The sequence below is a fragment of the Geodermatophilus sp. CPCC 206100 genome, from assembly GCF_048569675.1.
Lineage (GTDB): Bacteria > Actinomycetota > Actinomycetes > Mycobacteriales > Geodermatophilaceae > Geodermatophilus.
This window is the reverse complement of the sequence record NZ_JAQISV010000020.1, coordinates 112,843-118,957: the sequence shown is the minus strand read 5'-3', so window position 1 is coordinate 118,957 and position 6,115 is coordinate 112,843. Positions and strand designations below refer to the sequence as shown.

The window sequence follows — 6,115 nt, the reverse complement described above, 5'->3', positions numbered from 1 at the left end:
GGTGCCCGCCCGTGCCGCCGCCGCGGCGCCGCCCCGCCCGGTGCCCGCGGCGTCCCGGTCCGCGGCGCCGGCCGCCCCCGCGCGACCGGCCTCCCGCCCGGTGCCAGCCGAGCCCACACCCGAGACCCGGCTGCGGCTCCCCGTGCCACCCGCAGCGGCCGCCGCACCCCCCGCACCGGTCGCTCCGGAGGGCCCCCGCACCACCGTGGCGCCGTTCCAGGCGGTGCCCAGCCCCGGGCACGGGGACGAGGAGCCGGCCTCCGCCGCCGGCGTGGACGCCCGCCCCACCGACCTCCCGCAGAGCGGCCGCAGGCGCACCGACGCCCGCCGGGCGGAGGAGCCGTCCTGGCGGACCGGTCAGCCGCTCGCCGGGGGCGCGAGTTCCGCGCCCGGCTACCGGGACTGGACCAGCCCGTCACGCCCCGAGGAGGACCGGCCGGCCACCACGGCCATCCCCGACCGCAACACCGCCCGCAGCGGGAGCTCCGCCCGCCGGGCCCCGGCCCCCGCCACCGAGGCGATCCCGGACCGCACCGCCGCCGGCCGCGACGTGGACGTCGACGACGACCGCTGGGACGACGAGCGCTGGGACGACGGGGGTGTCGACGCTCGCTGGGACGAGGCCGACGGCGTGGCCGCCGCCCGGGACGAGCCCTCCGACCGGGACCGGGACCGCGACCCCTGGACCGACCCCGGGACCGGTCCGTCGACCGCGGTCGTGGGCGGCCGGGCCGCCCTGCGGGCCGAGCGGCACGCCGCCGAGGCCGCCCGCCGCAAGGCGGGCAACCGCTCCACCGTGCCCCGGCTGGACGACGACGAGGACGAGCGCCGTCCCTCGGGTGTCCGCCGCGCCGCCACGGGCCTGCTCGCCGTCGCCGTCGTCGCGCTGCTGGTGCTCGGCGTCTACTCCTTCGCCGTGCCCGACGCCGAGGAGGCCTCGCGCGCGCAGTCGACCGCACCCACCCCGACCACGTCGGCCGCCCCGGCGTCCCCGAGCTCCGCGCTGCCGCCGCTGGAGGTGGCGCCCCTGCCGCCGGCCGACGGGGCCCCGGCCACGCCGGTGCGCGCTCCGGTGACCGTGCTCAACGCCACGGGCATCACCGGGCTGGCCCGGGAGGTGGCCGACGCGATCGGCGGGCAGGGGTGGGAGTCCCCCGGCGTCGGCGAGTACCAGGGCGGCGACATCGCGGTGACCACCGTCTACTACGCGAAGGGCGACGCGACCCAGCAGCAGGCCGCCGCTCAGCTGGTCGAGCAGTTCCCCGAGATCCACGGCCCGGCCGAGCGGTTCTTCGAGGTGCCGGACACCGTCGCGCCGGGCCTCGTGCTGGTCGCGACGGGGGAGTGGCGCCCCTGACCCTGCGGCCGGCGGAACGGGACCGGCGCGTCCGGAACACCCGGCGGTGGTCGACCGTTGGCCGCTCCGTGCGTCCCCTTCGCGGGCCCGTGCGTCCCCGCCCGCGCCCCGGCGCCCGTGCGACGCTCGCCGCCCTGCTCACCCCGCTGCTCTCCGGTGTCCTCCTCGTGGTCGCGCCCGCCGCGCCGGCGGCCGCCGCCGAGGACGTCGCCACCGAGGAGGCGATCGTCCCCTCCGGGACGGGGGCGGACGCCGTCGAGCTCGACACCACGCTGTACGTCCCCGGTTCGGCCGGCGCCGACGACCCGACCGCCGCGGTCGTCCTCGCGCACGGTTTCGGTGGCAGCAAGGACTCCGTCGCCGAGGACGCCCGCCTGCTGGCCGAGCGCGGCTACGTCGTCCTGACCTACTCGGCGCGCGGCTTCGGCCGCAGCACCGGCCAGATCGGGCTCAACGACCCCCGGTTCGAGATCACCGACCTCTCGGCCCTCATCGACCGGCTCGCCGAGCGCGACGACGTCCTGCTCGACGGCGACGGCGACCCGCGGGTGGGCGTCGCCGGCGGGTCCTACGGCGGCGCGCTGTCGCTCCTGGGCGCCGCCTACGACGACCGGATCGACGCGATCGCCCCGCAGATCACCTGGAACTCGCTGACCGCCGCGCTGTTCCCGTCCCAGGTCGGCGCGGCCGACGGCGGCACCGTCGCCGCCACCCCGCAGGGCCCCGGTGGGGTCTACGAGCGGCTGTGGTCGGGGCTGTTCTTCGGCGTCGGCTCGGTGCCGACCGGCGGGCTGCTCGACGCGCTCGGCGCCGGCGCGGGGAGCGACGGCGCGGGGAGCGACGACGAGGGCGGGGACCCGGTCGCCGCCGCCGGCGGGGCGGACGGTGCGGGCCTGCCGATCGACCCCTCCTCGGTCGACCCCGCGCAGGTCGAGCAGCTGCTGACCTGCGGCCGCTTCCGCGCCGACATCTGTGCCGCCTACCAGGAGGCCGCGGCCACCGGCACGCTCACGCCGGCGATCGCCGCGGTGCTCGACCGCAGCAGCCCGGCCACGGTCCTCGACCGCATCGAGGCCCCGACGCTGCTCGTCCAGGGCACCCGCGACTCGCTGTTCGGGCTGGGCCAGGCCGACGCCAACGCCCGCGGCATCGCGGCCCACGGCACCCCCGTGAAGGTCGTCTGGTACGCCGGCGGCCACGACGACCAGGGCTCGGAGCGGACCCGGGAGCAGCTGCGCGAGCAGGTCGCCGGCTGGTTCGACTGGCACCTGCGCGGTGCGGGCGAGGACCCCGGCACCGGTTTCGAGTTCCCGGTCCCCAGTGGCGTGGGCGCCGGCGTCGGCAACGTGCAGGGCGGCAACCAGACCGTCTCCGCCCCCGCCTACCCCGGCCTGGCCGGCGCCGACCCCGCCGAGCGGGCGACGGTCGCGGTCAGCGGGCCGCTGCAGCCGGTGGTGACGCCGGCCGGTGGCACGCCGGCGGCGATCACGGTCGTCCCCGGCCTCGGATCGCTGAGCACGGCCCTCGGGGGCAGCGCCTTCGAGATCCCCGGCCAGTTCGCCGCCTTCGACAGCGAGCCGCTCGACGCCGCCGTCGAGGTGGTGGGCGCCCCGACCGTGGACCTCGCGGTCGCCTCCGCGCGCGGCAGCGCCACCCTGTTCGCCAAGCTCTACGACGTCGCGCCGGACGGGTCGATGACACTGCCGGCCGGCCAGGTGGCCCCGCTGGCGCTCACCGGGCTGTCGGCCGACCCCTCCGCGCCCACCCAGGTCCCGGTGACCCTGCCCGGCATCGTGCACCGCTTCGAGGCCGGCCACACGATGCGGGTCGTCGTCTCCTCGACCGACCAGGCGTTCGCGTTGCCGGCCGAGGCCACCGTCTACTCGGTCGCACTGGCCGACGGGGACGGCGCCGCGCTCGCCGTCCCCGAGGTCGACGGCCGGACCGAGGCCGCCGCGGGGACCTCGCGGTGGTGGGTGCTGCTGGGCGTGCTCGCGGCGCTGGGCCTGCTCGGCTGGCTGGCCGCGGTCCTCTGGGGCCGCCGGCGCCGGCGGCGGGTGTCGGCCGTCGAGCCCGACGGCGAGGACGTCCCCCTGCGCTTCACCGGCGTGACCAAGGCCTACAAGGACGGCTTCGTCGCCGTGCGCGACCTGTCCTTCGAGGTCCGCCGCGGCCAGGTGCTCGGCCTGCTCGGGCCCAACGGCGCCGGCAAGACCACCTCGCTGCGCATGCTCATGGGGCTGATCCGGCCCAACGAGGGGCGGATCAGCATCTTCGGCCACGCGGCCGGCCCGGGCGCACCCGTGCTCTCCCGGCTCGGCTCGTTCGTCGAGGGCACCGGCCTGCAGCCGCACCTGTCCGGCCGCGACAACCTGCGGCTGTACTGGGCGGCCACCGGCCGCCCGGCGGCCGACGCGCACATGGAGGAGGCGATCGAGGTCGCCGGCCTCGGCGCGGCCCTCGACCGGCCGGTGCGCCGCTACAGCCAGGGCATGCGGCAGCGCGTCGCGATCGCCCAGGCGATGCTCGGCCTGCCCGACCTGCTCGTCCTCGACGAGCCGACCAACGGGCTGGACCCGCCCCAGATCCACGCCATGCGCGAGGTGCTGCGCTCCTACGCGGCGACCGGCCGCACGGTGATCGTCTCCAGCCACCTGCTCAGCGAGATCGAGCAGACCTGCAGCCACGTCGTCGTGATGGCCAAGGGGCAGAAGATCGCCCAGGGCACCGTCGAGGAGATCGTCGGCACCGGTGGCGCGGTCCTGGTCGGCCTGGCCGACGACACCGAGACCGACCGCGCCATCGCCGTCCTCGAGGGGCTGCCCGGGGTGTCGGCGAGCCGCACCGACGAGGGGCTGGTCGCCGAGCTCGACGGCACCAGCCGGGGCCGCGCGCTGCAGGCGCTGGTGGAGGCCGGGATCGAGGTCGACGCCTTCACGCCACGGCGCCGGCTGGAGGACGCCTTCCTGGCGCTCGTGGGAGAGGAAGCCTGATGGAGACCGCACACGTGCAGCCCACCGGGGCCGTGGCGGGCTACCGGCCCGAGCGGACCCTGCGGCTGTCGGTCGAGCTGCGCCGGCAGTTCAAGCGGCGCCGCACCCTGGGTGTCTTCGCGCTCATGGTGGCCCTGCCGCTGATCCTCATCGCCGCGCTCCAGCTGGGCGCCAGCGAGGAGGCGGCGGAGAACGGCCGGCTCAACCTGGTCGACGTCGCCACCTCCAGCGGGCTGAACTTCACGCTGTTCGTGCTGTTCGCGACCACGAGCTTCTTCCTGGTCGTCGTCTACGCGCTGTTCTTCGGCGACACGGTCGCGGCCGAGGCGCAGTGGGGGTCCCTGCGTTACACGCTGGCCACGCCGGTGCCGCGGATGCGGCTGCTCCGGCAGAAGTGGTACGCCGCGCTGGTGCTCTCCGTCGGGGCGCTGGTGGCCCTGGTGCTCACCGGGCTGGTCGCCGGCGGCATCGCGTTCGGCTTCGACGCGATCCAGACGCCCATCGGCGTGACGCTCGGCCAGGGGGAGGGGCTGCTGCGGCTGGCCGGGATGGTCGGCTACCTCGCCGTCCACCTGCTCGTCGTCGGCACGCTGGCGTTCTGGTTCTCCACGATCACCGACGCCCCGCTGGCCGCGGTCGGCGGCGCGGTGTTCACCATGTTCGTCTTCGCGATCCTCGACCAGGTCGAGCAGCTGGGCGCCATCCGCGACTGGTTCCCGACCGCGGAGGAGTTCGCCTGGACCGACCTCCTGCAGACCCCCGTCGACTCCGGGGACCTGTTCCGGGGCGTCGTCCAGTCGCTGGTGTACGCGGCGATCTTCACCGCGCTGGCCTTCCGCCACTTCGCCCGCCGCGACGTCACCTCCTGAGCAGACCCGTCGGTTTCCGCGGAAACCGACGGGTCAGAGACTGGCGCGGACGGCCTGGGCCCAGCCCTCGCCCATCGGCTCGTCGGTGACCGTCACGTTGGGGACGGCGGCCAGCAGCTCGGCCATCCCGTCCACGCGGGCGCCGTTGGCGGTGATCCACAGCCGGCCGACGGCCGGGGCCATCTCCAGGTCGCTGACGCTGTCGCCGATCGCCACGGCGGCCTCTGGCGGGAGCCCGCGCCGGTCGAGGTCCCAGGCGATCGCGGCGCCCTTGGAGATGCCGCGCGGCATCAGGTGGTAGACCCGGGGCGGCAGCGCCTCGGGGGCCAGCGTCATGCGGGACGTCGCGGGGACCGACCCGTTGTCGTTGAGGGTCAGCCACCCCAACCCGCGCCCGGCCAGCGCGGCGTCGACGGCGAGCGGGTCCACCCGGCCGCGCAGCAGCGCGTCGGTCGTGTGCGTGGCGTGCCACGGCGCGTGCCACTCCAGCCGGCCGGGGTGGGCGGCGATGAGGTCCTCGACGACCCCGAGCTCGGCCATCACCTCCATGGGCGCGCGGCCGGCGTGCTCGGCGGGCAGCTCGCCGGTCAGCCGGTGCACGCCGCGGCCGCCGTCCCAGCCGACCACCGAACCCAGTTCGGCGATCGCGCCGTCCGCGGCGAAGATGCGCGCGGCCTCCACCACCTGCTCGAAGGTGCGCCCGCTGACCAGCACGAGGGCGACGCCGGCCCGGTGCAGGTCGAGCAGGGCCGCGGCCGGATCGGCGGTCAGGTCGCGGGTCGCGGTGTGCCAGAACGACCCCCGCGGGCCGACCATCGTGCCGTCGAGGTCGGTGTAGACGACGCGTGCCGGGGTCACCGGGACATCCTGGCGTCCCGCCCCCCCACCGCCCCCGG

At 76.8% G+C, this 6,115-nt stretch carries 4 protein-coding genes; 3 read left to right on the top strand and 1 reads right to left on the bottom strand.

Features of this window, described 5'->3' with window-relative positions; genetic code table 11:
* The 3 genes from PGN05_RS11725 to PGN05_RS11715 all read left to right on the top strand — a co-directional run.
* Positions 1 to 1,357: LytR C-terminal domain-containing protein (locus PGN05_RS11725; protein ID WP_419752718.1), on the top strand; the 1,357-nt coding region annotated here is incomplete at its 5' end.
* A gap of 89 nt (positions 1,358 to 1,446) precedes the next feature.
* Positions 1,447 to 4,350 carry an alpha/beta fold hydrolase gene (locus PGN05_RS11720; RefSeq protein WP_419752717.1) on the top strand — a complete coding sequence of 968 codons (2,904 nt, stop codon included), beginning with the start codon at positions 1,447 to 1,449 and terminating at the stop codon, positions 4,348 to 4,350.
* The gene (locus tag PGN05_RS11715; RefSeq protein ID WP_419752716.1) at positions 4,350 to 5,219 is read left to right on the top strand and encodes an ABC transporter permease; all 870 of its coding nucleotides are present in this window, start codon (positions 4,350 to 4,352) and stop codon (positions 5,217 to 5,219) included. Before PGN05_RS11720 ends, PGN05_RS11715 begins: the two co-directional genes overlap by 1 nt.
* A 33-nt stretch (positions 5,220 to 5,252) precedes the next feature.
* Here the strand turns inward: PGN05_RS11715 and PGN05_RS11710 are convergent, their stop codons facing one another.
* Positions 5,253 to 6,077 (bottom strand): HAD family hydrolase, encoded by an 825-nt coding sequence (locus tag PGN05_RS11710; RefSeq protein WP_419752715.1) that lies wholly within the window; start codon positions 6,075 to 6,077, stop codon positions 5,253 to 5,255.
* Positions 6,078 to 6,115: the final 38 nt, after the last annotated feature.